Source organism: Shewanella sp. DNRA4, assembly GCF_012843185.1.
GTDB classification, from domain to species: Bacteria; Pseudomonadota; Gammaproteobacteria; order Enterobacterales; family Shewanellaceae; genus Shewanella; species Shewanella xiamenensis.
The window spans coordinates 135,663-160,278 of the sequence record NZ_JABAIP010000001.1; the positions used below are offsets into that span (position 1 = coordinate 135,663).

At 48.0% G+C, this 24,616-nt stretch carries 24 protein-coding genes; 18 read left to right on the forward strand and 6 right to left on the reverse strand.

The annotated features are described in order from the left end of the window. Positions 1–79: 79 nt before the first annotated feature. From HG547_RS00540 to galU, 4 genes are all read right to left on the reverse strand, one after another. Complete coding sequence (locus tag HG547_RS00540) at positions 80–505, reverse strand: polymer-forming cytoskeletal protein (protein ID WP_169546568.1); 426 nt, start codon at positions 503–505, stop codon at positions 80–82. 74 nt (positions 506–579) lie between these two features. Continuing rightward, positions 580–1,065, reverse strand: coding sequence for a ferredoxin-type protein NapF (gene napF, locus HG547_RS00545; protein ID WP_037416811.1), 486 nt, complete (start codon positions 1,063–1,065; stop codon positions 580–582). Positions 1,066–1,141: 76 nt separating this feature from the next. After that, positions 1,142–2,155, reverse strand: a complete 1,014-nt coding sequence (galE, locus tag HG547_RS00550) for a UDP-glucose 4-epimerase GalE (RefSeq protein WP_037416814.1) — start codon at positions 2,153–2,155, stop codon at positions 1,142–1,144. Further along, positions 2,155–3,063, reverse strand: coding sequence for a UTP--glucose-1-phosphate uridylyltransferase GalU (gene galU / locus HG547_RS00555; protein WP_037416817.1), 909 nt, complete (start codon positions 3,061–3,063; stop codon positions 2,155–2,157). Before galU ends, galE begins: the two co-directional genes overlap by 1 nt. 185 nt (positions 3,064–3,248) lie before the next feature. Between galU and phhA the strand changes: the two genes are divergently transcribed. From phhA to ompW, 7 genes are all read left to right on the forward strand, one after another. Then, complete coding sequence (gene phhA, locus HG547_RS00560; protein ID WP_224020785.1) at positions 3,249–4,199, forward strand: phenylalanine 4-monooxygenase; 951 nt, start codon at positions 3,249–3,251, stop codon at positions 4,197–4,199. A 351-nt stretch (positions 4,200–4,550) separates the two neighbouring features. Continuing rightward, a complete protein-coding gene (locus tag HG547_RS00565; RefSeq protein WP_037416823.1) occupies positions 4,551–4,889 on the forward strand; it encodes a 4a-hydroxytetrahydrobiopterin dehydratase in 339 nt (112 codons plus the stop codon). Between the two features lie 260 nt (positions 4,890–5,149). Then, on the forward strand, positions 5,150–6,688 hold the full coding sequence (tyrR, locus tag HG547_RS00570) for a transcriptional regulator TyrR (protein WP_169546569.1): 1,539 nt from the start codon (positions 5,150–5,152) through the stop codon (positions 6,686–6,688). Positions 6,689–7,030: 342 nt separating this feature from the next. Beyond that, the gene (locus tag HG547_RS00575) at positions 7,031–8,017 is read left to right on the forward strand and encodes a fumarylacetoacetate hydrolase family protein (RefSeq protein ID WP_169546570.1); all 987 of its coding nucleotides are present in this window, start codon (positions 7,031–7,033) and stop codon (positions 8,015–8,017) included. A gap of 83 nt (positions 8,018–8,100) precedes the next feature. Beyond that, positions 8,101–8,751, forward strand: coding sequence for a maleylacetoacetate isomerase (gene maiA / locus HG547_RS00580; protein WP_169546571.1), 651 nt, complete (start codon positions 8,101–8,103; stop codon positions 8,749–8,751). A 98-nt stretch (positions 8,752–8,849) separates the two neighbouring features. After that, positions 8,850–9,437 (forward strand): nucleotidyltransferase family protein, encoded by a 588-nt coding sequence (locus HG547_RS00585; protein WP_169546572.1) that lies wholly within the window; start codon positions 8,850–8,852, stop codon positions 9,435–9,437. Positions 9,438–9,886: 449 nt separating this feature from the next. After that, positions 9,887–10,531, forward strand: a complete 645-nt coding sequence (gene ompW, locus HG547_RS00590; RefSeq protein WP_037416836.1) for an outer membrane protein OmpW — start codon at positions 9,887–9,889, stop codon at positions 10,529–10,531. Positions 10,532–10,616: 85 nt separating this feature from the next. Here ompW and HG547_RS00595 read toward each other — a convergent pair whose 3' ends face one another. Further along, positions 10,617–11,360 carry an SDR family NAD(P)-dependent oxidoreductase gene (locus HG547_RS00595; RefSeq protein WP_169546573.1) on the reverse strand — a complete coding sequence of 248 codons (744 nt, stop codon included), beginning with the start codon at positions 11,358–11,360 and terminating at the stop codon, positions 10,617–10,619. Between the two features lie 117 nt (positions 11,361–11,477). Here HG547_RS00595 and HG547_RS00600 point away from each other — a divergent pair, with 117 nt between their 5' ends. The 11 genes from HG547_RS00600 to HG547_RS00650 all read left to right on the forward strand — a co-directional run bounded on the left by HG547_RS00600 (position 11,478) and on the right by HG547_RS00650 (position 24,091). Further along, the gene (locus tag HG547_RS00600; RefSeq protein ID WP_169546574.1) at positions 11,478–11,912 is read left to right on the forward strand and encodes a YbaY family lipoprotein; all 435 of its coding nucleotides are present in this window, start codon (positions 11,478–11,480) and stop codon (positions 11,910–11,912) included. A gap of 70 nt (positions 11,913–11,982) precedes the next feature. Further along, a complete protein-coding gene (gene metA / locus HG547_RS00605) occupies positions 11,983–12,924 on the forward strand; it encodes a homoserine O-succinyltransferase (RefSeq protein WP_037416842.1) in 942 nt (313 codons plus the stop codon). A gap of 711 nt (positions 12,925–13,635) precedes the next feature. Beyond that, entirely contained in the window at positions 13,636–14,826 is a 1,191-nt protein-coding gene (locus HG547_RS00610) for an acetyl-CoA C-acyltransferase (protein WP_169546575.1), read from the forward strand. 132 nt (positions 14,827–14,958) lie between these two features. After that, positions 14,959–16,458 (forward strand): CoA-acylating methylmalonate-semialdehyde dehydrogenase, encoded by a 1,500-nt coding sequence (locus tag HG547_RS00615; protein WP_169546576.1) that lies wholly within the window; start codon positions 14,959–14,961, stop codon positions 16,456–16,458. A gap of 160 nt (positions 16,459–16,618) precedes the next feature. After that, the gene (locus tag HG547_RS00620) at positions 16,619–17,776 is read left to right on the forward strand and encodes an acyl-CoA dehydrogenase family protein (protein ID WP_169546577.1); all 1,158 of its coding nucleotides are present in this window, start codon (positions 16,619–16,621) and stop codon (positions 17,774–17,776) included. A gap of 64 nt (positions 17,777–17,840) precedes the next feature. Beyond that, positions 17,841–18,614, forward strand: coding sequence for an enoyl-CoA hydratase (locus HG547_RS00625; RefSeq protein WP_169546578.1), 774 nt, complete (start codon positions 17,841–17,843; stop codon positions 18,612–18,614). After that, positions 18,614–19,765: an enoyl-CoA hydratase/isomerase family protein gene (locus HG547_RS00630; RefSeq protein ID WP_169546579.1), complete on the forward strand. Its 1,152-nt coding sequence runs from the start codon at positions 18,614–18,616 to the stop codon at positions 19,763–19,765. Before HG547_RS00625 ends, HG547_RS00630 begins: the two co-directional genes overlap by 1 nt. 99 nt (positions 19,766–19,864) lie before the next feature. Beyond that, the gene (gene mmsB, locus HG547_RS00635) at positions 19,865–20,767 is read left to right on the forward strand and encodes a 3-hydroxyisobutyrate dehydrogenase (protein ID WP_169546580.1); all 903 of its coding nucleotides are present in this window, start codon (positions 19,865–19,867) and stop codon (positions 20,765–20,767) included. 19 nt (positions 20,768–20,786) lie between these two features. Then, the gene (locus tag HG547_RS00640) at positions 20,787–21,545 is read left to right on the forward strand and encodes an SDR family oxidoreductase (RefSeq protein ID WP_011717645.1); all 759 of its coding nucleotides are present in this window, start codon (positions 20,787–20,789) and stop codon (positions 21,543–21,545) included. Between the two features lie 207 nt (positions 21,546–21,752). Then, positions 21,753–21,995 (forward strand): hypothetical protein, encoded by a 243-nt coding sequence (locus HG547_RS00645; protein ID WP_037416867.1) that lies wholly within the window; start codon positions 21,753–21,755, stop codon positions 21,993–21,995. Between the two features lie 59 nt (positions 21,996–22,054). Continuing rightward, positions 22,055–24,091 (forward strand): prolyl oligopeptidase family serine peptidase, encoded by a 2,037-nt coding sequence (locus HG547_RS00650; protein ID WP_169546581.1) that lies wholly within the window; start codon positions 22,055–22,057, stop codon positions 24,089–24,091. An 86-nt stretch (positions 24,092–24,177) separates the two neighbouring features. Here the strand turns inward: HG547_RS00650 and HG547_RS00655 are convergent, their stop codons facing one another. Then, positions 24,178–24,567, reverse strand: a complete 390-nt coding sequence (locus HG547_RS00655) for a MerR family DNA-binding protein (RefSeq protein WP_011717642.1) — start codon at positions 24,565–24,567, stop codon at positions 24,178–24,180. Positions 24,568–24,616 lie beyond the last annotated feature (49 nt).

The following is a 24,616-nucleotide window of genomic DNA, read 5'->3' on the forward strand; positions in this document are numbered from 1 at the left end:
GCTAGAATTTAGCGGCGCAAATAAAGTTTAATCTCTAAATGTCGACACACCCTCGCTCTTTTATGGGCTGAAATGTGGATTAGTCATTTTGACTCTGCGATAACAATACGTTTGTCGATGTTGCAGAGGACAGGCTATGTGCGTGGATTGTCTGGTGATCTTCCTTAATCCTTAAACCAATAAACTGGCCGCCTTCATTGACTTGCATTGAAGTACAAGCAACATCACCGTCGACAATCCCATGTGCTTGGATGACTAAGCGCTCGCAAATTAATCGGCCTTTGAAATAACCATCAATAATTAATTCTCGACACTTTACCTCGCAGTGAAGACTTCCCGTTTGCTCAACAATCACATTCGCCTGCGACAGTATTTGACCTTGAACTTCACCACCAATCAACACATCGCCAGCAAATTCAATATTGCCAGTCAGCCTAGTGCCTTTAGCAATAAAACTGAGCGCGGGGGACGATTTGCGGGTAAACAGGAGATTTTTGCCAAACATGGTGATGAGAAACCTAATACATTGGGAATGAAATAGTAACGTAAATACAGGGACAAGCCCAGGGGGCTCAATGGCTATTCTGCTTGCTTAATACTAATCGCTTGATTTGGGCATGGAGCGACACAGGCGCCACAACCCGTACATAGGCTTGTATCAATTTTCGGCATAGGCGCTTTGCCTACACTTAGGGTGAAACTGATGGCGCGGGGCTCACAAGCATCCTTACAACTTTGGCACCAAATACCTTGAAAGGTTAAGCAGTTATCTTGAATCTCCGCGATGTGTTGCCATGGCGTTTGGGTCAAATCAAACAACTTTTGCTCAGGACAGACAGTGGCGCATTGAGTACAAAAAGTGCATTCATTGTCCTTAAACGAGACTTCAGGAAAGCCGCCATCACCTTTGAAAATTATCTTAGTTTCACAGGCGGTGATACAGGCTGAGCAGCGAGTACAGATATCGGTAAATTCTACCCCCTCGCGCACCCAAGGCGGCCTAATCGCCAAGGACTTTCGGCGACTAAAAAGACTACGGCGACTGTGATTAATGCTTTCTGTCATAGGTGTTTAATGAATAACAATCTTTATTAATCGAGAAGAAAAATGGCTTGGGAATTACCACAAGCCATTTAGATGATTAGCTTTTATAACCATTGGGATTGGTTGATTGCCAATGCCAACTGCTATTTGCCATATCCTCAAGACTATGGGTCGCCTGCCAGCCCAAATCGGTTCTAGCATGCTCAGGGTTTGCATAACAGGCGGCAATATCTCCTGGGCGGCGTGGTGCAATCTGATAGGCAATCGATTTACCACAGGCCTTCTCGAAGGCTTTAACCATATCGAGCACGCTGTAACCTTGGCCTGTACCTAGATTGTAGGTGACAAGCCCTGGTTTTGTGGCGAGTTTCTCAAGGGCTTTAAGGTGACCAATGGCTAAATCCACCACATGGATATAATCACGAACGCCAGTACCATCATGGGTTGGGTAATCATTGCCGAACACACTGAGGGCCTCGCGTTTACCCACGGCCACTTGGGCGATAAATGGCATCAAGTTATTCGGAATATCGTTAGGATCTTCGCCAATCAAACCACTGGCATGGGCACCAACGGGATTGAAGTAACGTAAACGAGCGATATTCCAACTTGGGTCGCTATGGTGTAAATCCGCCAGAATATGCTCAACCATCAATTTAGATTGACCATAGGGGTTAGTGGCACCCGTTGGAAAATCTTCGGTAATGGGCAGGCTAGCAGGATCACCATACACAGTTGCCGAGGAACTAAAGACGAGATTTTTCACCTTAAACTCTGCCATCACTTGGCAAAGAATTAAGGTGCCAGTCACGTTATTCTCATAGTATTTCAGTGGCTTAGCTACTGACTCGCCGACGGCCTTTAATCCAGCAAAGTGGATAACGGCATCGATGTTATGGTCGCTAAAGACTTTCTGTAGTAAGGCCTTATTGAGAATATCGCCTTGGTAGAATGTGACCGATTTACCGGTAATGCGCTCGACACGGTTTAGTGCTTCGATACTTGAATTAGACAGGTTGTCTAATACAATCACTTCGCTTCCCGCATTAAGTAATTCCACTACGGTATGAGTGCCAATATAACCAGCACCGCCGGTCACTAAAATCGTCATTATTTAATTCCCTTTACAACTGTTTTTAAGTAGTGGGCAAAATCTTCACCGATTTCGCTGTGGCGCAGAGCGTATTCTACGTTAGCGCGCATATAGCCTTGTTTGTTACCGCAGTCGTGACTCTTACCTTGCATATAGTAAGCGTTTACGGTTTCTTGCTTCATTAACATCGCAATGGCGTCTGTTAATTGGATTTCATCACCTGCGCCTGCAGGCGTTTTGGCCAGCAATGGCCAAATTGCTGCGGGTAACACGTAACGGCCAACAACGGCTAAGTTAGATGGCGCTTCATCAACTGGAGGTTTTTCAACGAGTTCGACTAATGGCTCTGATTCACCAGGCTGTAAATCGTGGCCGTTCACATCGGCAATACCATATTGATTGACTAAATGATGTGGTACGCCTTCAACCATGATTTGACCCACTTGGGTTTCATCAAACAGGCTTACCATTGCGGCAAGGTTATCGGTTTTTAAGTCGCAACTGGCGTCATCGATAATCACATCCGGCAGCAATACGGCAAAAGGTGCATCACCTACTACGGATTTAGCGCATAAAATGGCGTGACCTAAGCCTTTAGCTTGGGATTGACGTACGCTGATCACCGTCACGTCTTTCGGGCAAATGGATTGCACCGCTTCGAGTAATTGACGTTTTACGCGGCGCTCTAATTGCGCTTCTAATTCAAAACTGGTGTCGAAATGGTTTTCGATAGAGTTTTTACTGGCGTGGGTTACGAGCACAATTTCTTTGATACCCGCAGCAATAGCTTCACTAACGACATATTGGATCAGTGGCTTATCTACAACAGGGAGCATTTCCTTAGGGATAGCTTTGGTCGCAGGAAGCATACGAGTGCCAAGTCCGGCGACAGGAATAACGGCTTTACGAATTTGATGTTGTTTCATTGCGAACCTTCAGATTAAGGAGAGGCGATTATTGGGCAATATTGTAAATGACCTACGCAGAAAAGCCATTTGCAAACGCCGAAATTTGTCGGTTTTTCTGCATATTATCTGTTTATCGTCGTCATTTTTACGTTTGAATGTCAAGGATTGATACCCATCTGGGTGAGTCTGTATGTATATTGTCCATGCCTTTTAAACGACTTGTAATATTTGCTTTACGTTTACGTCACATTGACGCGCAAACAATAAACTGTGAGGGAGTTAACAAAAATCGAGGCTTAGATCACTATGGAGGCATTAGTGTCAGCCATGAAGTGAATTTTATGACTAAAGAAATTGCGCACACTGCGCCCTATGTTGCGAGAAGTGCAGATGATTCAGGGTATATCCATTACCCACAGGAAGAACATGAGATTTGGAGCCAATTGTATGCTCGCCAAGCGGTGAATCTGCCTGGGCGTGCCTGTAAGGAGTATCTGCAGGGACTTGATGCCTTGGCGATGCCCAAGGATCGCATCCCACAATTGGCGGAGATAGACAAAGTGCTACAGGCCACCACGGGCTGGAAAACCGCGGCCGTGCCCGCCTTAATTTCCTTTGGTCGATTCTTTGAGCTATTGGCTAACAAGGAGTTTCCGGTCGCGACTTTTATCCGCCGTAAGGAAGAGTTTGATTACCTGCAAGAGCCAGATATTTTCCATGAGATTTTTGGTCATTGCCCCTTGTTGACCAATCCATCTTTTGCCCATTTCTCGCATATGTATGGTCAATTAGGCTTAAATGCCAGCAAGGAAGACCGAGTATTTTTGGCTCGTTTGTATTGGTTTACCGTCGAGTTTGGTTTGCTCAAGCCTCAAGAGGGTGAACTGTGTATCTATGGCGGTGGTATTTTAAGTTCTCCTGGCGAAACCTTATATGCGATGGAAAGCCAAGTGCCTGAACGTAAACCGTTCGATCTTTTAGATGTGCTACGCACGCCTTATCGTATCGATATTATGCAGCCAATTTACTATGTGATTGAACATATTGATGTATTAGATGAAATCGCCAAAATGGACATTATGGCCTATGTGGCTAAGGCGCGGCAGCTCGGCTTGTTTGCCCCTAAATATCCGCCCAAGGCCAAGGCAAGTTAATGACCGACTTTTAGGGCGTGTTGACGTTTCGAGATTAAATTTTGTTCGTTCTGGTAAGTTCGTGCTCGCGAAACGAGGAATGATGTGTAGTTATTCTACTCAAATGACGAGTGACAAAGAGCAAGGGCTTGCCAGACGAACCCTTCGGGCAGCATTTGGCTGGCTTTTCTGCCGCGTTATCGTCCGTTTATGTAGAATAACTACACTGCACGGACTTTGCCTTGCATAAAAGCCAGCCAAATTGCTGCAAAAATAACCCTGAAACGTCAACACGCCCTAGACATAAACGAATTAAATAAAGCGTAATAAGAGCAACGGATTGAACCTGTGATGTTGCCAATAGGAGTATGTATGACCGCGTTAACCCAAATGAAATGTGAAGCTTGCCAAGCCGATGCACCGAAAGTGACCGATGAAGAATTGGCCGAGCTTATCCGCATGATCCCCGATTGGGGCGTGCAAGTGCGTGACGGCATCATGCAATTGGAACGGGTGTACAAGTTTAAAAACTTTAAACTAGCAATGGCATTTACCAATAAGTTGGCGGAATTGGCCGAGGAAGAATTCCACCATCCTGGTATTTTAACCGAGTGGGGCAAGGTGACCGTGACTTGGTGGTCACACTCAATTAAGGGCCTCCATAAGAATGATTTCATTATGGCGGCCAAGACCGACCAGTTATTAGATTAAAAAGTTAATATTTTAAATCAGCATCTTAATGCAATTTTGATGCTGATTTTTTCTTCCTGTTACAAATGCACTGTAAACTAGGCTTGCCACTTTGAGCGTAACCTTCTAACGTATACACGCCCAGCTATTTATCTAGTCCCTTACGTTTGCGTAAACTGAACGTGTTTCGTCAAACGCATGTCTTATGAAGGGCACCTCAGGGACTATAGCTCGCACGTTTTATTCCAAAATTCGAATCAAAAAAGGGAATATCAGTCATTATGCGCTTGGAAGTTAGCTGTCAAGATCGCGTGGGTTTAGCGAAAGACATCTTAGTCGTGTTAGAACGTTATGGCATTAATCTCATTGCCATTGATGCCAGTAACCAAGGTTTTCTTTACCTGCAATTTGCTGAAGTCAGTTTTGAAACCTTAAGCGCCTTGATGCCGCAGATCCGCAAAGTGGAGAGCGTCCACGATGTACGAACGGTGTCATTTATGCCGTCAGAGCAAGAACACTACGCCTTAAAAACCCTACTTAAAACTCTCCCAGACTCTGTGTTTTCCATCGACGTGAAGGCGCGTATTCGCATTGTGAACGAATCGGCGCTGCTCAATATGGGCATGGGTGAACACGAAGTGCTTGATGAATCCTTAAACCATTGGGTACAAGGGTTTAACTTCAGCCGCTGGCTCAGTGAGGGCCAAGTGCTGCCGCAGGCGGCGCGGGTGAATATCGGCCAAAACGAATATCTGGCTGAAATGTTACCGATTTATTTACCCGATGAGGACGAGAAAACTATCCTCGTCGGTGCGGTGGTGTCGCTTAAATCGCCTGCGCGGGTGGGTAAACAATTTAATGCGCTGCAAAATCAAACCACAGGCTTTGAAAATGTATTGGCCAGCAGCGACAAGATGAAAGAAGTGCTTAAACAAGCCCGCCGCATGGCGCAACTCGATGCGCCATTACTGATCACGGGCGAAACTGGCACTGGTAAAGAGTTAATGGCCAGAGCCAGCCATGATGCCAGCATGCGCCGCGAAAAACCGTTTATTGCCATTAACTGTGCGGCATTGCCCGATAGCGCCGCCGAAGAAGAACTGTTTGGCTACGTTAGCCAAGGTAAAGTCATTAAACGTGGTTTTTTTGAAGAGGCGAAGGGCGGCACTGTATTTCTTGATGAAGTGGCCGAAATGTCCAAGGCGGCACAGGTTAAATTGCTGCGGTTATTACAGGATGGCACCTTTAGACGTATCGGTGGCGACGAAGAAGTCCGCGCCGATGTACGGATTATCTGCTCGACCCAGAAAAACTTAGCCGAGCTATGTCAAACCGGTGAATTTAGGGAAGATTTGTACTATCGCATCCATGTGCTTAGTTATCACATTCCGTCACTGCGTGAACGTAAGGTCGATATTATTCCGCTGACAGAGATGTTCCTCGAGCATTACAGCCAGCAACTCTCTAGCCCTGTCAGGCGGATTTCGGCCCAATGCCGTGATCATCTGTTAACTTACGCTTGGCCGGGGAACGTCCGTCAGCTTAAAAACGCCGTTTTCAGAGCCGTATCCATGTGGGATGGTTCGGGCGAATTGACCGTTGAGCAACTTAAGCTGCCATCCTACGCTGAAGGTTTTGGTTATTTCGATAATGCCTTCGAAGGCAATCTCGATGATGCGATGAAGCAATTTGAGGCCAGCTTACTGCGACGCTTATATCCGGCTTACCCTAGTACTCGGCAATTGGCGAAGAAATTGGGCGTGTCCCACACGGCTATCGCTAACAAACTTCGCGAATATAAGATTTCCAAGCCAAAGTAATCTTGGCTTAAGCTTGAGATGTAACAGTATCGTTCCACTTTGTTGCCGACTTTTTCACCATATCGTTCAGCGAAATAGTGACAAGCGGCAACATTATCTGAAATGTAATGATTAGTTTACAAAATGTGAAAAAATAAGCTGAAATGTGATTTTGCTCACGCTATAGGAATCCGCCGTCGCTTCGGGTATTTCTACGCGCAGCAAACCCTAATACCGAGTCAATCTAGGTTTTTATTCACCTATGTTCTCGTCAGCAAAAAATTCGCGTTAGCTGATATTGTCGGTTAACCATAACGAGATAAAAAGCGCAGTACGCCGAGCCGTAGAAGCACAGGAGCAGATATGAAACTTGCCAGTTATAACAATGGTCGCCGCGATGGTCAGTTGATGTTAGTGAGCCGCGATCTTACTCAAACGGTGGCCGTGCCAGCGATTGCCCATACGATGCAGCAATTACTTGATGGTTGGGAATTGCTCAAACCGCAATTACAAGAATTGTATGATGCGCTCAACGAAGGCAAATTACCGAATGCGCAAGCCTTCGATGAAGCCAAATGTTTATCACCCTTACCACGCGCGTATCAGTGGGCCGATGGTAGTGCCTACGTTAACCATGTTGAATTAGTACGTAAGGCGCGCGGCGCAGAAATGCCAGAAACCTTCTGGACTGATCCGCTGTTTTACCAAGGCGGCTCTGACAGCTTTATCGCACCTAAGGCGGATATCCCGCTGGCGAGCGAAGACTGGGGCATCGATTTCGAATCGGAAATCGCTGTGATCACTGATGATGTGCCTATGGGCGTGAGTGCTGAAAATGCAGCGAAACACATCAAACTGCTGATGTTAGTCAATGATGTGTCACTGCGTAATTTGATCCCGGCCGAACTCGCCAAAGGTTTTGGTTTCTTCCAATCTAAACCTTCGAGCAGCTTCTCGCCGGTAGCCATTACGCCAGATGAATTAGGCGCACGTTGGGAAGATTCAAAGGTGCACCTACCGCTTATCACATACTTAAACGGTGAGTTATTTGGCCGCCCGAATGCGGGTGTCGATATGACCTTTAACTTCAGCCAGTTAATTAGCCATGTTGCCAAAACCCGTCCATTGGGTGCGGGCGCCATTATCGGGTCTGGTACGATTTCTAACTATGACCGCAGTGCCGGCTCAAGCTGTTTAGCCGAGAAACGTATGCTTGAAGTGATTAGCGACGGCAAAGCTAGCACACCGTTTATGCGTTTTGGCGACACAGTACGCATCGAAATGCTCGATGATAATGGCGCCTCTATTTTTGGCGCTATCGATCAAAAAGTGGTTGAGTACAAGGCGTAAGGCTTTTTTATTTGAAAAGTGATAGATAATATCGACGGGGCTTTTAGCCCCGTTTTTTCAGCATGACAAAAGGACAGCGTGAGATGAAACTATACGGTTATTGGCGCTCTAGCGCCGCCTATCGTGTGCGTATTGCCCTCAATCTTAAAGGAGTGAGCGCCGAGCAGTTATCGGTGCATTTAGTGCGTGATGGTGGTGAGCAGCACAAGGCGGACTATATCGCGCTAAACCCGCAGGAGCTAGTCCCCACTTTGGTGGTGGATGATGAGCAGGATGGGGATGCGTTATCCCAATCTTTAGCCATTATTGAGTATCTAGATGAACTCTATCCAAAGACACCGCTATTACCCGCATCAGCCCTTGAGCGTGCCCAGGTGCGCGCCATGGCATTAACCATCGCCTGTGAAATTCATCCACTCAATAACCTGCGGGTATTGCAGTATTTAACTCAGAAGCTGAACGTTGACGAAGAAGCTAAAACCGCTTGGTATCACCATTGGGTGGCAACGGGATTTGCGGCGCTTGAGACCCAACTGGCGCGCCATAGTGGCCGATATTGCTTTGGGGATAAGGTGACTATCGCAGATTTGTGTTTAGTGCCTCAGGTGTACAACGCGCAGCGTTTTAATGTGGATTTAACGCCGTACCCCAATATTATGCGAGTATGGGCTGAATGTAATTTATTGCCTGCCTTTGCGGATGCGGCGCCCGAGCGCCAGGCCGATGCGGTTTAACCTATCATTAACTGCTCATTATGCGATGAAATCGATGATTAAGTGGCGTGAGTCGATGTCACTTCTGTGTTTCTAACTTATTGAAGCGGATATTGGCCATGACTGAAGCCGAATTAAATGCATTGTTATGCGCATGGCTAAGCCAAGATAAACAGCGGTTAAGGGCACTTGAATTAGCGCAGCAATGTGCCCAAGTGTATGATATTCCGCAGTGGTGCTTGGCGGCGGGGTTTGTCCGTAATCTGGTGTGGGACAAATTACACGATATTAAGCCGCGTCCGTTAAACGATATCGATCTGATTTACTATTGTCCCTTGGATACTCTTCCTGAGCGAGATAGGGCGATAGAAGCTTACCTACAAACACTGGCGCCAGACTTACCTTGGTCAGTAAAAAATCAGGCGCGAATGCACCTTAAGCATCTCGACAATCCCTATCAATCGACACAGGATGCAATGTGTTATTGGCCCGAAATCGAAACTGCTGTCGGTGTGTCGCTTGAACAGACGCTTAAGTTTTCTGCTCCAGCCATTAAAGGCTTACATATTATCGCCCCTTTTGGCTTAGCCTCATTATTTGCCTTACAACTAACGCCCAATCCACGGCGTCCTTTAGCGTTATTTCATCAACGGCTAGCCGCAAAGTCTTGGCTTAAACAATATCCGCGACTAGCTATAGCCTATTGAGCCATTTGGTTAACATGATCTTTTATTCGCAGATGAGTGAGTGTAAACCGAAATAAGCACCTTCTAGGTCGATTCTTAATTCCTGTCTTTGCCTGCTTTTGGATTCTTTCGCGTTTTTTCTACTGAATATCGTCGAATTTCATCGGATTTTAATTTCAATCTATGTTGATTAAATGTAAATGGCGAAATTGGCAATTTTCCTCCTATTACCTCTTCGGGAGGTGATTAGTGATGACTAATTAATGCGGTTGGTCACAAAAAATGAACCGGTATTGTCAATAAATGTTTAGATAACGTGACTTGTATCTCATGGTTTATACCTCGAAATAAGTATCACCGCTTAATCTTGATTTGGATCAATAAGGTGAATAATTTTATCTGGCAGTGTAAGCGTCAATTGTTAAGGATGTAATGTAAAACAAAAACCTATGTTGTACATATGGAGTATGATGATGAATAAAACTACTGTTTCTACACTGATCGCTGCCACCCTGTTAGCCGCTGGTTTCTCTGCTTCTGTTTCTGCCCATCAAGCGGGCGATATTATTGTTCGTGCTGGTGCAGTGGTTGTTGCGCCAAATGAATCGAGTGATGATGTTGCGGGCAATGGTGAATTCCAAATCAGCAATAACACTCAACTAGGCTTGAACTTTGGTTATATGCTGACCGATAACTTCGGGGTAGAGTTATTAGCTGCGACTCCATTTAGCCATGATGTCTCTTTAGGTGGTAATAAGATTGCTGAAACCAAACATTTGCCACCAACTCTAGTGGCACAGTACTATTTTGGTAATGCTCAATCTGCATTACGTCCATATGTAGGCGTGGGTGTGAACTACACTAACTTCTTCGACAATGAATTCACCAACGATTTAAATGGTGCCTTAACTGACTTAAGCATGAGCACCTCCTGGGGCCTAGCGGCGCAAGCGGGTATCGATTATCAAGTCAATAAAAACTGGTTAGTTAACGCCTCTGTGTGGTATGCGCAAATTAGCACCGATGTGAAGTTTAAGTTAGCGGGTGATACTAAAGTAATTGATACTGACATTAACCCATGGGTTTATATGGTCAGCGTGGGTTACACTTTCTAATTATCTGATTTTAAAGTAACAAAAAAAGGAGCCGACGGCTCCTTTTTTGTTTTCGCAGTGTAATAAAGCTAAACACGGAACAACACTACTTTTTAGCCTTTTTCGGCTTCCAGTGGCGTGTATTATAGATAAACTCAGGCAGTAATTTAGTCAGCCAAGCGACTAAGCGCCAACGCTTGGTCACATAGACACGACGTTTACCTTGCTGCATGGCCTTAATGATCTGCGCCGCCACTTGCGGGAGTGGGACAAGCCATAGCGTACTTTGTTGCATGGCGGCCTTATCCAGTAAACCAAGTTGAATATCGGTAATAGTAATAGGCAACTTAAGCCGCTGGGCATGCATGCTTAAGCCTTCCAAATAGTTTTGCGCAAAGGCTTTAGAGGCATGATAAGCCACACTTGGGCCGCCGCGTAGCCCTGCTATCGAGTTAATGGTGGCAAGCTGGCCATAACCCTGCTCGCGAAATAATCTAAATGCGGTATTGCAGATAGCGGCAAAGCCCCGCACATTGACATCGATAATGTCCTGCTCAGGTAGCCATGGCAGCTCAGGATCGTAGCTATTGAGTCCGGTATTCACTAAGACTAAGTGGGCGCCGCCGAGACTTTGCCAGACGTTTTCAAGCTGTTCAATGATGATGCTTGGCTGTTCAATTTGCAGTGAAAATACTTGTACCTTGGTAGGTAAGGTCGAGGCGAACTCGCGCAGCGATTCAACATCCTGTGCAAAAAGTGCTAATTCAACTTGCTGTTCGGCCAATTGTTTGGCAAGTTCGCGGCTTAAATGTGAGCTAGCGCCCACAATTATCGCAGTTGCTTGGGTCATAAATTTTTCGGCAACGAAATGGTAGCTTATCATAGGAAGATATGCCCAGCATGACAAGATTTATAGCTTGGGCGTATAGACATCCAGAAGTCTTTATGTATGATTAGGAGAAATGAAATGACACATGGGTTAAGGATTAGCGGACTGACATCTGCATGGCAAAAATGGGCGGCAATGGTATTACTCACTGTGACGACGATGATGACAGGTTGTGCAACACCAAATGCGGTTGTTGAGATTCAAGGTGAGGCCATGTATCGCGAACGTATCGCACTGCCTGCCGAAGCCAAGTTGATTGTGCAGTTGCTTGATGTCTCTAAGATGGATGTGCCTGCTGTGGTGATGGCAGAGCGTGAGAGTCAAGGCGCTAAAACCCCTACGCCATTTAGTTTTACTATAGGGCGCGATCAGTTTGAAGCAGGGCATACCTATGCCATTGGTGCAAGGATTATGCTCGGTGATAAGTTATTGTTTATTAATACTCAAGCCTATCATGTCGATCTCAATTCGACTGAGCCTATGACGATACTGCTTGAGAAAGTCGGCCGCTAATTTGTTTGCTCTTTGCTGAGTGGCATACGCGCGCCGGAACCCTTGATTGTTTGAACAGAAGAGGCGCGGTATGCCAGTTAAAATTCCAGATCATCTGCCAGCAGCAGGGATTTTAGAATCTGAAAATATTTTCGTAATGTCCGAAACCCGGGCTGCCAATCAGGATATCAGACCGATGAAGGTACTGATCCTGAACTTGATGCCCAATAAAATTGAGACCGAAACCCAGCTTCTACGCCTTTTAGGCAACACGCCCTTGCAGGTGGATGTGGATTTACTGCGTATTCACGATAAAGAGTCGAAGCACACTTCTATCGATCATATGAACACCTTCTACCGTGATTTTGAGGATGTGCGCCATAAAAACTACGACGGCCTAATCATCACTGGTGCGCCGTTAGGGCAAATTGATTTTGAAGATGTGACTTACTGGGACCATATCCGTGAAATTATCGATTGGTCACAGCAGCATGTTACCTCGGTGCTCTTCCTTTGTTGGGCTGCTCACGCTGGGCTTTACCATCTCTATGGATTAAATCGTAAAATTCTTGAGCAAAAGCGCTCAGGTGTGTTTGTCCATCGCCGCACCTGCCAGCATTTTCCGCTGCTACGCGGATTTGATGATGAGTTCTTTGCACCGCATTCCCGCTTTGCCGAGATGGATATTGAAGAGCTTAAGCGACATCCTGAACTACAAGTGCTGGCAGAGTCCGAGGAAGCAGGAGCCTATTTGGTCCTCAGTCGCAATAATCGCAACCTGTTTGTCATGGGTCACCCCGAATACCAAAAATCTACCTTAAACGATGAATATCATCGGGATTTGGCGCAGGGCTTAAACCCAAATGTGCCACAAAACTATTATCGTAATGACGATCCTAAGGCCGATGCCATCGCCCGTTGGCACAGCCATGGCAGTTTGTTGGTGAGTAATTGGCTTAACTATTACGTTTACCAATTAACGCCTTACGACCTGAGTGATATGACAGCGATGACACCATGGGAATCGCAGTAGGGACGTTGTTTTAGTTTGTCAGGCATTGACGGTTTCTTAAGCTCAATGCCTGTCGAATCACCTCGCTATGCTGTTTCTGTTTGTTTGAATTTTTTGAACTGACTAGGGCGTGTTGACGTTTCAGGGTTATTTTTGCAGCAATTAGGCTGGCTTTTATGCAAGGCAAAGTCCGTGCAGTGTAGTTATTCTACATAAACGGACGATAACGCAGCAGAAACGCCAGCCAAATGCTGCCCGAAGGGTTCGTCTGGCAAGCTCTTGCTCTTACTTTCTGTCATAAGAGCCGCTCGTCATTTGAGTAGAATAACTACACATCATTCCTCGTTTCGCGAGCACGTGCTTGCCAGAACGAACAAAATCTAATCTCGAAACGTCAACACGCCCTAATAAATTTACCATTTGCTTAGCCACTGTTTGCTCGCCTATTTATCTCATTTGTCTTTAGCGCTGTTCATCATCTGCTGGTAAGGTTTTGTTACTGCTGCAAGGCAAGCGCTTTTATTGAGTCACTTCCACCTCGTTACCATTTCAAATGCCGTTAAGGCCTCTCGACTGTAAATTCTGACTGACAATCTGGCGTGGATAAAATCGATACATTAGACCAAGGAATACTTGCTTTACGTTCGCGTAAACGTCAGAGTGGTTTCATTGTTACTATTTATCCGCCGCTGGCGAGTGTTACCGCCAAGGCACATTTAGCTTGGAGTCCCCATGAGTACTGAACAATTTAACCAAGAGATCGTTATTGTTGCCGCTAAACGCACACCAATGGGTGGCTTTCAAGGCAGTTTGTCTGGCGTAACGTCTCCGAGCTTAGCGGCCACAGCCATCAAAGCCCTGTTAGCTGATACCCAAGTTGCGGGTGATAAGGTTGATGAAGTGTTAATGGGCTGCGTATTGCCAGCGGGTCTGGGTCAAGCACCTGCGCGTCAGGCAACTTTAGGTGCAGGTTTACCCCTGTCTGTTGGCGCTACGACCGTAAACAAAGTCTGTGGCTCTGGGATGAAAACCGTGATGCTTGCCCACGATTTACTCAAAGCGGGCAGTGCTAAGTTGGTGGTTGCGGGTGGTATGGAAAGCATGAGCCAAGCCCCGTACTTGCTCGACAAAGCGCGCGCTGGCATGCGTATGGGTCATGGCAAGGTATTAGATCATATGTTCCTCGACGGTTTAGAAGATGCCTACACCGGCGGCGCCATGGGCACATTCGCCCAGAAAACTGCCGATGAATTTGGTATCACTCGCGAGCAAATGGATGCGTTTGCTTTAAGCTCACTGGAAAAAGCCAATGCGGCTATTACTTCTGGCGCCTTCAAGGCGGAAATTGTACCTGTGACTGTGAGCGATCGCCGTGGTGATGTGACTATCGATACCGATGAGCAGCCAGGCAATGCCCGCCCTGAAAAAATCCCTGCACTGCGCCCAGCCTTTGCTAAAGACGGCACTATTACTGCGGCAAACTCAAGCTCGATTTCCGATGGCGCGGCGGCGCTGATGCTAACCACCCGCGCCAATGCCGAGCAGTTAGGCTTAACTGTGCTGGCCACCATCAAGGGCCATACAACCCATGCGCAGGAGCCATCACTCTTTACCACTGCGCCCGTTGGCGCGATGGCAAAACTGTTGAGCAATGTCGGCTGGTCTAAGGATGAGGTTGACCTGTTCGAAATCAACGAAGCCTTTGCCATGGTGACTATGCTGGCCGTTTCTGAATTAGGTTTAGATATGGCAAAAGTAAACGTGAATGGCGGTGCCTGCGCCTTAGGTCATCCTATCGGTTGCTCGGGTGCACGTTTACTGGTGACCTTAATCCATGCACTTAAAGCCCGTGGGCTTAAGCGCGGCGTAGCCTCACTCTGTATCGGTGGCGGTGAAGCAACCGCTATGGCTATCGAAGTCTAAGCAAAGGCTTAATCGCGAATAACTGCTAAATCAACAAGACCAAGACTGAGCTGGCAAGGGCAAACATCCCACTTAGGATAAACATAATATCGCACCGCCAGCTCCACCCTAAACAAGGAAAAGGATTGCAACATGACCACACAAGTTAAGCATTACATCGATGGCGAATTCACCATAGGCACAGGAACATCACAAATCGTGGTGACCAATCCCGCCAATAACGAGCCAATCGCCCTTATCAACAGTGCAACGGCCGATGAAGTGCACGTGGCCATTGCTAGTGCCAAGGCGGCTTTTAAGACGTGGAAAGAAGTACCCGTGTCTGAGCGTGCCCGTGTCATGTTGCGCTACCAACACTTGCTAAAAGAACACCACGACGAACTGGCGACAATCCTTGCCAAAGAAACGGGCAAAACCTTTGAAGATGCTAAGGGCGATGTGTGGCGCGGAATTGAAGTGGCAGAACATGCCTGCAACATTGCTTCATTATTGATGGGCGAAACCGTTGAGAACGTCGCACGTTCTATCGATACCTACAGTTACACTCAGCCTCTGGGTGTGTGTGCGGGCATCACGCCGTTTAACTTCCCAGCGATGATCCCGCTGTGGATGTTCCCACTGGCGATTGCCTGCGGTAACACTTTTATCCTTAAGCCATCAGAGCAAGACCCAATGACGCCACAGCGCTTAGTTGAGCTGTTTGTCGAAGCGGGCGCGCCAAAGGGCGTGTTACAGCTGGTGCATGGCGATAAGACGGCGGTCGATATCCTGCTGGCAGACCCTGCGGTGAAAGCCATTTCCTTCGTCGGCTCTGTGGCTGTAGGTCAATACATCTACAAAACTGGTACCGATAACTTAAAACGCGTGCAAGCCTTTGCTGGGGCGAAAAACCACTGTGTGATTATGCCTGATGCGAATAAGCAGCAAGTGATCAACAACCTAGTGGGCGCATCGGTCGGCGCGGCGGGGCAGCGTTGTATGGCGATTTCTGTCGCGGTATTTGTCGGCGCGGCTAAAGAGTGGATCCCTGAACTCAAAGAAGCACTGGCGAAGGTTCGCCCAGGTTTATGGGACGATAAAGAAGCAGGTTACGGCCCGCTGATCAGCCCAGCCGCCAAAGCGCGCGTGCTCAAACTTATCGCCCAAGGTAAGCAAGAGGGCGCAGAGTGTTTACTCGATGGCAGTGACTTTAGCGTGGCGGGCTATGAGTCAGGCAACTGGGTTGGACCGACCATGTTCACTAAGGTCACGACCGATATGAGCATCTATAAAGAAGAAATCTTTGGCCCTGTGCTTTGCTGTATGGAGTCGGATTCATTAGAAGATGCCATAGAACTGGTTAACGCCAGTCCCTACGGCAATGGTACCTCTATCTTTACCGCCAGCGGCGCCGCAGCGCGTAAATATCAACACGAAATCGAAGTTGGCCAAGTCGGTATTAACGTGCCTATCCCAGTGCCATTACCTTTCTTCTCGTTCACGGGTTGGAAGGGCAGTTTCTACGGCGACCAACACGCCTACGGTAAGCAAGCGGTACGTTTCTACACTGAAACTAAAACCATTACCTCTCGCTGGTTCGAGTCGGACATTGCCGTGGCCGCAGGCCCAAATATGAGCATTAACTTGCGCTAAGCGGTTTAAATAACAGTTTAAACGCATTGTGAAACAGCAGGTGATTCAGTCTAAATGTGGCGCAGTTGGCCCCATTGATGATAAGCCTGCTGCTAAATTCACTGTGTATTACGCAAAGAAATTTACGAAAGAAATGGCCAAAGAGTCATAGGAGAGCCAAATGGATTTTAATTTCAACGAAGACCAACGCCAATTTGCCGATCTGGCCCGCCAGTTCGCGGCGGATGAACTCGCCCCCTTTGCCGCCAAATGGGACGAAGAACATCATTTCCCTAAGGATGTGATCCAAAAAGCCGGTGAGCTGGGTTTCTGCTCCCTGTATTCCCCCGAATCGGAAGGCGGCATGGGCCTGTCGCGCTTAGATGCCTCGATTATCTTCGAAGAGCTCTCTAAGGGCTGTACAGCCACAACGGCCATGCTGACAATCCACAATATGGCCACTTGGATGGTGACCACTTGGGGCACAGAGACTTTGCGTCAAGCTTGGTCTGAGCCCTTGACCACAGGGCAAATGCTGGCGTCTTACTGCTTAACGGAGCCCGGCGCAGGCTCGGATGCGGCTTCACTGCAAACCAAAGCGGTGCGTGAGGGTGATGAATACGTGGTATCTGGCTCGAAGATGTTTATCTCGGGCGCAGGTTCTACTGAATTATTAGTTGTGATGTGCCGCACTGGGCAAGCTGGGCCGAAAGGAATCTCTGCCATTGCAATTCCTGCCGACAGTGAAGGCATTATCTATGGCAAGGTTGAAGATAAAATGGGTTGGAACGCACAGCCGACTCGCCTAGTTACCTTCGATAACGTGCGAGTGCCAGTTGCGAACCTGCTCGGTGAAGAAGGCCAAGGTTTTACCTTTGCGATGAAAGGCTTAGACGGTGGCCGTATCAATATCGCGACCTGCTCCGTGGGTACGGCGCAAGCCGCCCTTGAGCGTGCGACTCAGTATATGAACGAACGTCAGCAATTTGGTAAGCCGCTGGCAGCCTTCCAAGCGCTGCAATTTAAGCTGGCCGATATGGCGACCGAATTAGTGGCCGCTCGGCAAATGGTGCGTCTGGCCGCGTTTAAACTCGATAGTGGTGACCCAGAAGCCACCGCCTATTGTGCGATGGCGAAGCGTTTTGCTACGGATGTGGGTTTTCAAGTTTGCGATGCAGCGCTGCAAATTCATGGCGGATATGGTTATATCAGGGAGTATCCGTTAGAGCGTCACTTCCGTGATGTTCGCGTACACCAGATTTTAGAGGGCACTAACGAGATTATGCGCCTCATTATCGCCCGTCGTTTACTCGACGAAAATGCCGGACAAATCCTTTAAGCTGCCCTAATTGGACTGTAGGATTTGGCGATAACAGATTGGAAATATAAGGGAGCCGAAACAGATGGACTATTTAGTTGAGCGTATTGAAGGCCACACGGCCATTCTGACCATGAACAATCCGCCGGCCAATACTTGGACCGCCCAGAGTTTGCAGGCGCTCAAGGCCAAAGTGCTGGAGCTTAATGCCAACAAGGACATTTACGCGCTGGTGTTAACTGGCGAGGGCAGTAAGTTTTTCTCCGCGGGTGCCGATTTAAAACTGTTTAGCGACGGTGATAAGGGCAATGCGGCGAGCATGGCAAAACACTTTGGCGAAGCATTTGAAACCTTAAGCCAGTTCCGCGGCGTGTCGATTGCCGCCATTAACGGTTATGCCATGGGCGGCGGCTTAGAAGTCGCGCTGGCCTGTGATATTCGTATCGCCGAAACCCAAGCCGTGATGGCATTGCCTGAAGCGACCGTTGGTCTGCTGCCCTGTGCGGGCGGCACCCAAAATCTCACTGCTTTAGTGGGCGAAGGTTGGGCGAAGCGGATGATCCTCTGCGGTGAGCGGGTGAATGCCGCCCAAGCGCTGAATTTGCGTTTAGTCGAGGAAGTGGTTGAAACGGGTGAGGCCTTAAATGCGGCGATTGCACTGGCCGCCAAAGTGGCGAATCAGAGCCCAAGCAGCGTCACTGCCTGTAAGACATTAATCCAAGCGGGGCGTCAAATGCCGCGTAGCCAAGCCTTACCGATAGAGCGTGAACTGTTTGTCGGTTTGTTCGATACTGAAGATCAGGCCGAAGGCGTGAACGCGTTTTTGGAAAAACGTAAAGCTGATTGGAAGAACCGCTAATGACAAATTTAGTAGATAAGGCTGCACACACGTCCACCACACAAAATGTGGTTTTTCAAACCTTAGCCACCGCCTCAGGTAAATTAGTTGGGGTGGTGACGCTCAATGTTGAAAAAGCCCTCAACGCCTTGGATCTCGATATGGTTCGAGCCATGACGGTGCAGCTCAATTTGTGGAAAAAAGATCCGTTAATCGCCTGTGTGGTACTCGATGGCAGCGGAGAAAAGGCGTTTTGTGCGGGTGGCGATGTGCGGGCGTTATATCACGCCTCAGTTGCTGCTAAGGGACAAGTGACTGAGGTCGCTAAAGTATTCTTTGAAGAAGAATATCGTCTCGATTATCTACTACATACCTTTGGCAAACCTGTGTTGGTATGGGGTGATGGCATAGTGATGGGTGGTGGTCTCGGCTTGATGGCGGGCGCGAGTCATAGAGTGGTGACCGAAACCTCTCGTATCGCTATGCCCGAAGTCACCATCGGGCTTTATCCCGATGTGGGCGGCAGTTATTTCCTCAACCGCATGCCGGGCAAAATGGGGCTGTTTTTAGGCTTAACGGCCTATCAAATGAACGCCGCCGATGCCTGTTACGTTGGCCTTGCCGATCATTATCTGAATCGTGACGACAAAGAACTGATGTTCGATGCCATGGCGACCCTCGACTGGAGCGATACGCCAGCGCTGAACCATCAACGACTCGACTCGATGATCAACGAACTGTCGAACCAAGTTGATATTCCTAAAGGCGATAGTTTACTGGCCGAGAGCCAAGAGATAGTCGACCGACTGATGGCGGGCAGTTTAACCGATATCGTCAGCCGTATGTCGACCTTAAGCACCGATGAAGCATGGTTAAATAAAGCCTGCGCGACTATGTTGGCGGGCAGCCCAATCAGTTGGCATTTGGCGTATATTCAAACCCAACTCGGCACTAAACTCAGCCTAGCACAATGTTTTAAATGGGAATTAACCGTCAGTGTTAACACCTGCGCTAAGGGCGATTTCTGTGAAGGCGTACGGGCACTGCTGATTGATAAAGACAGACAGCCTAAATGGCAATTTGTCGATGTGCAATCAGTGCCAAACAGCGTTATCGAGGACATGTTGACCTCACCTTGGGGAGAAGAACATCCCTTAAGCCAATTAAGCTAAGCCAATCGATGGCAGGTAAAGCGAGTGCTTTGCCTGCCATTTTGTCTGGAATAACAACTATCTGGAATAATAAAGACACCAGAACACAGGAGTGATGGCATGAGTACAGTAGCATTTATCGGTTTAGGTAATATGGGCGGCCCAATGGCGGCCAATTTATTAAAAGCGGGCATGACGGTACGTGTCTTCGACTTAGTGCCTGCCGCCATGCAAGCCTTGGCCGACCAAGGCGCCTTAGTGTCGAGCACGGCATGCGGCGCAGCGGCGGGGGCCAATGTGGTGATCACTATGCTGCCTGCGGGTAAGCATGTAAAAAGTTTATATCTTGGTAATGGTACAGATAAAGGCCTGCTCGAGGTGGTCGCTGGCGATACTTTGTTGATCGATTGCTCGACTATCGATGCCCAAAGCGCCCAGTTAGTGGCGGCCGAAGCGGCTAAGAGTGGTATCGAGTTTATCGATGCGCCAGTATCGGGTGGTACCGCGGGCGCGGCGGCAGGCACCTTGACCTTTATCTGTGGTGGCTCAGATATCGCCTTCGAACGCGCGCAACCTGTACTTAACGCTATGGGCAAGAATATCTTCCACGCGGGCGGCGCTGGTGCGGGTCAAGTCGCTAAAATCTGCAACAACATGCTGTTATCTGTGCTGATGGTAGGTACTTCTGAGGCGCTTCAAATGGGGATTGACCATGGCCTCGACCCTAAAGTGCTGTCAGACATTATGAAGGTCAGCAGCGGTGGTAACTGGACGCTTGAAAAGTACAATCCTTGTCCGGGCGTGATGGAGAATGTGCCTTCTTCTAAGGGCTATCAGGGCGGCTTTATGGTAGATTTGATGGTTAAAGATCTCGGCCTCTCCCAAGAAGCCGCATTATTGAGCAATTCGAGTACACCCATGGGCTCACTCGCGCGCAGCTTGTATGTGAATCATGCAAGACAAGGCAATGGTCGCCGAGACTTCTCCAGTATTTTTGAACAATTTTCACCACTTAAAAAATAGATAAACAAGGGATAACCAGATGGATTTAAAAGATAAGGTTGTCGTCATCACTGGCGGCGCGGGTGGTTTAGGCTTAGCGATGGCGCACAATTTTGCGCAGGCGGGTGCTAAGTTGGCGCTGATCGATGTTGATCAAGAAAAACTCGAGCGCGCCTGTGCTGATTTAGGCTCAGCCACCGAAGTCCAAGGTTATGCGTTAGATATTACCGACGAAGAAGATGTGGTCGCAGGCTTTGCTTACATATTGGAAGATTTTGGCAAAATCAACGTATTAGTGAATAACGCCGGCATCCTGCGTGATGGTATGTTAGTCAAAGCCAAAGACGGCAAAGTGACTGACCGTATGTCATTCGACCAATTCCAATCGGTGATCAATGTTAACCTCACTGGCACCTTCCTCTGTGGCCGTGAGGCGGCTGCGGCGATGATCGAGTCGGGTCAAGCAGGGGTGATTGTCAACATTTCTAGCCTAGCTAAAGCGGGTAACGTAGGCCAATCTAACTACGCGGCCTCTAAAGCGGGTGTCGCGGCGATGTCTGTGGGCTGGGCAAAAGAGCTGGCGCGTTACAATATCCGTAGCGCGGCGGTAGCACCCGGGGTGATTGCCACCGAAATGACAGCGGCAATGAAACCTGAAGCCTTAGAGCGTTTAGAGAAGCTTGTGCCCGTTGGCCGTTTAGGCCAAGCGGAGGAGATAGCCTCTACCGTACGCTTTATCATCGAAAACGATTATGTAAATGGTCGTGTCTTTGAAGTGGATGGCGGTATCCGTCTGTAACATGGTATCTTATTGATATTAAATAAAACCGAGCGTTTGCTCGGTTTTTTGTTGGCAAAAGTTAGCTCTCTTTTTTTAGTCTGTTCGCTTGGGTAAGAGTTGTTCGGAGGTTGACATTTACTGGCTATCCTTCAACAATCGCACGCTACTTTTTTACATAACTTTACAAATAGAGTTGACATTATCGTATTGGAGTTGATTATCTGAATGTCATGGCAGGATAAAGCCCTTTGGCTGGAAAAAATTACCAAGCGGATGATGCTGATTGTCGGTGCCTTAGGAGTCATAGTGATTTACGGAGGCTTCTTTTTTCTTCTCTTCAGTGGTCGTTCGGTCGCCGTGATCCCGTGGTTTTTTCTGTTATCACCCTGGATTTGTATTTACTTTGGTCTGACGCAAGTACAACAAGCTAGCGTACTGAAATGGTTTGTTAAAAAAGTCAAAAAATAAGCCCTTAAGGGGATTTGCATATTTACGGTTTGTTTTAGTTTGCAAACTTGGGGAACACAATGGGGTTAGGACGCTATTTTCCATTCTTGCTAAGTGCAGTGTTACTGCTACTCGGCGGGTGTGAGCGTACGGATACAAAAGATCAATCCGCCAAGGAAAGCGGCGACATTAAAGTTGCACCCTATGGCAGCTGGCAATCACCTTTGTCTGCTGCTGAGGTTTTTGAACGAACCGATGATATTGCTGAACTACAAAGTGTAGGTAATGCGATTTATTTTGCAGAATCGAGCGGACGTGCCCAAGGCAAAGTTGGTATCAAGCGTCTCGATGATCTTGGCAAGGTCACTGAAGTGGTTCCTCCTGATTTTAATGTTAAATCTACTGTGCATGAGTATGGCGGTGCGGCGTTTTTGGGCATAGGTCAGAGCCTATTTGCCACTAAATTGCAGGATCAGCTGTTTTACCGTTTTGCGCCTAATCAGCCACCATTGCCGTTAACTCCTAATGGTACCCGTCATGCCGATTGTGTGGCGTATCCTAAGGGCTCACGGATTATTTGCGTGCGTGAAGATCACCGTCAGGGCGGCGAACCGAAAGCGAGCCTAGTGACTATCAATCTTAACTTTGCCGGTGAAGGCGATACCTTTGTTACGGGTCATGATTTTATTTCTTCCCCGACTATTTCACCCGATAACAACCAATTGGCGTGGATCACTTGGGAACATCCTTATATGCCTTGGGATAAGAGTGTGCTCTGGCTTGGGGATCTTGACCGCAAAGGTCAATTAAAAAATATTCGTAAGGTGAGTACGCCAGAGGACTCTTCGGTGACTCAGCCGTTATTTGGCCCAGACGGTAAATTATATGTGGTGTCCGATCTCAGTAACTGGTGGAACATTTACCGCGTCACCCCTAGGGAAACCCTAGAGCCTGTTTTGAGTAAAAATGCCGAGTTTGCGGTGCCGGATTGGCGTTTAGGTAACCATAATTATGCCTTTGAAAATGCTTCGACTCTCATCGCGAGCTACGTTGAAGGTAATCGAGCCGCATTGCTGCGTATGCACTTAGATTCCGGCTTGACCGAATCTCTTGCCGTTGATTTTGCTGAGATCACTCAGGTGGTAAAGGGTGAAGATGGTGTTTATTTTGTTGGCGCTAAGGCAACACCAGAGAAAGGTATTTATCGCGTTGTTGGGCGTGGCACTGAGCTTGTGTACGCCCCAGCGCTTGCGAATCTTGATCCCAACTATGTCTCGCGGGCGAAAAATATTGCCTTCGCTACCGGTAAAAATCAGCAGGCCTATGGTTATTTTTACAGCCCTGTGAACCCTAATTACGTGGCGCCCCACGATACACGGCCGCCGCTTATCGTGATGCTACATGGCGGGCCGACGGCGCGGGCTTCCCTGGCCTATCGCAGTGAAATTCAGTTTTGGACCAGCCGCGGGTTTGCGGTGCTGGATTTAAACTTTCGCGGCAGCAGTGGTTTTGGCCGCGCCTATCGCCAAAGCCTTTATGGCAAATGGGGTGAAAGCGATGTAGAGGATGCGGTTAATGCTGCAAAGTATTTAGTGGCTAAGGGCTGGGTAGACGCCAATAAGTTAGCGATTCGCGGCATCAGCGCCGGTGGCTTAACTGTGATGTCTTCGCTAGCGTTTTATGATGTGTTTCAAGCGGGTGTGAGCTATGAGGGGATCAGCGATTTTGAGCAGCTCGCTAAGGGAACCCATAAGTTTGAGTCGGGTTATTTAGACCAACTTATCGGCCCCTATCCAGAGAAGAAGGAACGCTACCGCGAGTTATCGCCACTCAATCACTTAGATGGCTTAAATGAGCCTTTGCTGATTTTCCAAGGCTTGAGAAACAAGATTGTACCGACGGCGCAGTCGCGGCAAATCTATGATGCCCTTAAAGCCAAAGGTGTGCCGACGGCCTATATCGATTATGGCGATGACGCAAGTGATGGACGCACGCCAGAACATAAAGCGGCGGGATTAGAAACCGAGTTAGCCTTTTATGGGCAAGTGTTTTCATTTACGCCAGCGGGTAAATTGCCAGCGTTGCAGCTAGATAATGTGGCCGCGCTAAAGCGCTAACACCTTGGTATGAGTGACAACCCCATAAACAAGCCTGCATCCAAGCAGGCTTTTTTATGGCTGGGTTAATGCGGGTGATGGCGGATTTAATGCTGGTGGTTAAGACTATCAATAATGGCGCAGTGGGGCTGTTCGCCGCCTTGGCACTCGCTCACCATTTGTTGTAACTGGCTACGAAGATTCTGCAATTTACCAATTTGCTCCTCAACATAGGCCAAATGGTTGCGGGTGAGTTGCTTCACATCTTCGGCATTGCGGCTGTCGTTATTGCGAAGGCCAAGCAGGAGTTTGCAATCCTCGAGGCTAAAACCTAAGTCGCGGCACTGGTGGACAAATTTCAGCGATTCGATATCCCGATGGCGATACACCCTGTATCCCGCCTCGTTACGCTCGCCACAGACAAGGCCGATATCGTGGTAATAGCGTATGCTTTTGACGCTTAACCCTGTGTGCTTCGCGACTTCACCAATTTTCATACTGACCTCAGTTCTTATCTGTTCTAAAGACTCGTGCAGACAAGTGTGA